Raw genomic sequence first — 3,175 nt, 5'->3', positions numbered from 1 at the left:
TCGGTGTTGTAGAAGCTGCGCGCGCCGCTGTCGAACCAGGACAGGGCGACGATCCCGGCCTCTTCCAGCGCGGCGGCAAAGCGGTCGCCGATCTCGCCGTCCATGACCTCGTGCATGTTGTCGAGATCGGTGAACAGGAAGGGAAGGGACAGGACGTTCGTGGCTGGCACGATCTCGCCCATGGGACCCATGTTGAAGTTCGCGAAGTCGATGCCGCCGTTCCTCAGCTGCTCGATCGCGTCGGGCTGATCGCCAAGGACCGCGTTGTGGTACACCTCGGGCTCGATCCGACCCTCGGTGCGCTCGGCGACCATGTCGGCAAAGCTCTCGAGCGCGACGCCGTTCGGGTAATCTTCGGGGTGAATGTTCCAGCCGCGCCAGGTTTCGGCAGCGACGGGAAGGGCGGTCGCACCTGCCAGAAGCGCGGCGACGGCGGTGGTTGTAATGACTTTGGTCATGGGGCTCCTCCTCAAGCGTGATATTTGTATGACAAGTTGTATCTACGGCTGTCAAGCGGTATGATGACGCCGCATTCGCAGCAGGAGACGAGCCGATGTCCATGACCGCACACACCGGCGAAAAGAGGCGCAACCTCGTCGCCGACGTCATGCAGGCGCTCGGCGCCGAGATCGCGGAAGGCACGTTCCCGCCGGGGAGCAAGCTGCCGTCCGAGGCGCGGCTGACGGAGCGTTTCGGTGTATCGCGTACCGTGGTGCGCGAGGCAATCGCGGGCCTTCGCGCGGATGGCTTGGTCGCGCCGCGGCAGGGGGCGGGCGTCTTCGTGCTGGAGCAACCCGAAGAGCCGCAGCGCCCTTTCCACATCATTGATTACGAACGAATTTCCTCAGTCATCGAGATGCTGGAGCTGCGCGTGTCGGTCGAGATGGAGGCCGCAGCCTTGGCCGCCCAGCGGCGCAGCCCCCAGCAGGAAGAGGCGATCTTCGACGCCGCCGCCGAGCTGCGTCGCTGTGCCGCCCAGGATCAGCCGACGAAGGAGGCGGACCTGACCTTCCACCTCGCGGTCGCGGATGCCACGAACAACCCGCGGTTCCGCGAATTCCTCGAGGTGCTGGGCCTGTCGATGATCCCGCGCGCGGCGCTTAGCCTGACCGAGCGGACGGGCGCCCCGGACTATATCGAAAGGATCGCGGCCGAGCATGAACGGATCGCAGATGCGATCTCCGCAGGTAATTCCGCTGCGGCACGCGATGCGATGCAGGATCACCTGCGCAACTCGATGTCGCGCTACCGCGACCTCATCCGACGGTAGGCCGAACTTGTCATACAAGTGTTGACACCTCGCCGCCTGCTCGTCTAAGCGGGTGAAAACTGCGTTCAGAAGTGGAGTGTCGCGCGATGGATCCCCAGTCGCTCAAGGCCGCCCTCGGGTCGGGTCTGTTGTCTTTCCCCGTGACGGCCTTCGACGCCGACGGCGCCTTCGCGCCCGACCCGTTCAAGGCGCATGTCGATTGGCTGGCGGGCTACCCGGCCAGCGCGCTCTTCGCCGCCGGCGGCACGGGCGAGATGTTCTCGCTGACCCCGGACGAGATCCCGCAGGTGGTCGGCGCCGCCAAGGAGGCCGCGGGCGACACGCCGATCGTCGCGGGCTGCGGCTATGGCACCGAGATCGCCGTCGGCATTGCCAAGGCCGTGGAAAAGGCCGGCGCGGACGGAATCCTCCTGCTGCCCCACTACCTGACCGAAGCGCCGCAGGACGGCCTTGCCGCCCATGTCCGCGCCGTGTGCAACGCGGTCGGCATCGGCGTGACGATCTACAACAGGGGCGTCTCGCGGTATCATCCCGACACGGTCGCGCAGCTCTGCGACGAACTGCCGAACCTCGTCGGCTTCAAGGACGGCGCGGGCGAGGTCGGCAAGATGCGCCAGCTCACGGCCAAGATGGGCGATCGGCTCGTCTATCTGGGCGGCCTGCCCACGGCCGAGGTCTTTGCCGAGGCCTACCTTGCCGCCGGGTTCAGCACCTATTCGTCGGCCGTGTTCAACTTCGTGCCGCGCCTCGCGATCGAGTTCTACGACAAGCTCCAAGCCGGCGACCGCGCCCGCTGCGAGGAGATCCTGAACGATTTCTTCTACCCGTTCCTTCAGCTGCGCGATCGCAAGGCAGGTTATGCCGTGGCCGCGATCAAGGCCGGCGTCCGGCTTCAGGGCTTCGATGCAGGCCCCGTGCGCCCGCCGTTGACCGACCTGACCGACGAGGAAATGGGCATCCTGCGCGACATCATCGGGACCGAAGCGCGGTGAGGATCGCCGAGGTTCATACGCACCTTCTGGATCACAGGCTGGACGTGCCGTTCGAAAGCGCGTCGATGCGCTTCGACCGGCGCACGCATCTGTTGGTCGAGGTTATCTGCGAAGACGGCACGGTGGGCTGGGGCGAGTGCCTCGGCCCCGCCGGTCCGAACGCGGCGGTGGTGAAGGCCTATGCCGGGCGGATCATCGGGAAGAACCCTCTCGAGACCGAGAAGATCTGGGCGGACCTCTACAACGCGCTGCGTGACCAGGGGCAGCGGGGGCTGACGGTCACCGCGCTCTCGGGCATCGACGTGGCGCTGTGGGACATCAAGGGCAAGGTGCTGGGCCAGCCGATCTCGGTCCTGCTGGGCGGGCGCTTCCGCGAGAGCGTGCGCTGCTACGCCACCGGTTCGTTCCGCCGCGACGGCGTGGACCGGGTGACGGACAACGCCGAAGAGGCAGCCGGCCACCGCAAGGCCGGATTTCACGCGCTGAAGATCAAGATCGGCTTCGGCGTGGCCGAGGATTTGCGCGTCATCGAGGCCGTGCGCGAGGCCATCGGCCCCGAGATGCGCCTGATGATCGACGGCAATCACGGTTACGACCCGCTCGAAGCGATCGAGCTGGGCACTCGCGCCGCGAAATACGACATCGACTGGTTCGAGGAACCCGTGGTCCCCGAACATCTCGCCGCCTATCGCGAGGTGAAGGCCCGACAGCCGATCCCCGTGGCGGGCGGCGAGACCTGGCACACCCGATGGGGCTTCCGTGAGCCGCTCGAAACCCGCGCCATCGACATCGCACAGCCCGACCTCTGCGGCTGCGGCGGCTTCACCGAGATGCGGCGGATCGCCGACATGGCAGCACTTCACGGCGTGCGGCTGGTGCCCCATGTCTGGGGGACGGCGGTGCAGATCGCGGC

4 protein-coding genes are annotated in these 3,175 nt (G+C 66.7%); 3 read left to right on the top strand and 1 reads right to left on the bottom strand.

Features of this window, described 5'->3' with window-relative positions; translation table 11 throughout:
* On the bottom strand, positions 1 to 458 hold a 458-nt coding region (gene dctP / locus ACFDS3_RS20040; RefSeq protein WP_375264095.1), incomplete at its 3' end, for a TRAP transporter substrate-binding protein DctP.
* A gap of 95 nt (positions 459 to 553) precedes the next feature.
* Here dctP and ACFDS3_RS20035 point away from each other — a divergent pair.
* From ACFDS3_RS20035 to ACFDS3_RS20025, 3 genes are all read left to right on the top strand, one after another.
* Positions 554 to 1,270, top strand: a complete 717-nt coding sequence (locus tag ACFDS3_RS20035) for a FadR/GntR family transcriptional regulator (RefSeq protein ID WP_375264094.1) — start codon at positions 554 to 556, stop codon at positions 1,268 to 1,270.
* A gap of 86 nt (positions 1,271 to 1,356) precedes the next feature.
* On the top strand, positions 1,357 to 2,262 hold the full coding sequence (kdgD, locus tag ACFDS3_RS20030) for a 5-dehydro-4-deoxyglucarate dehydratase (protein WP_375264093.1): 906 nt from the start codon (positions 1,357 to 1,359) through the stop codon (positions 2,260 to 2,262).
* Positions 2,259 to 3,175 (top strand): mandelate racemase/muconate lactonizing enzyme family protein (locus tag ACFDS3_RS20025; RefSeq protein WP_375264092.1); only part of this gene is annotated, 917 nt, incomplete at its 3' end. The genes kdgD and ACFDS3_RS20025, both read left to right, overlap by 4 nt.

This window comes from Palleronia sp., assembly GCF_042089775.1.
Classification (GTDB): domain Bacteria; phylum Pseudomonadota; class Alphaproteobacteria; order Rhodobacterales; family Rhodobacteraceae; genus Palleronia.
Note: the sequence above shows the minus strand (reverse complement) of the source record. Positions and strands in the feature narration are given on the sequence as shown.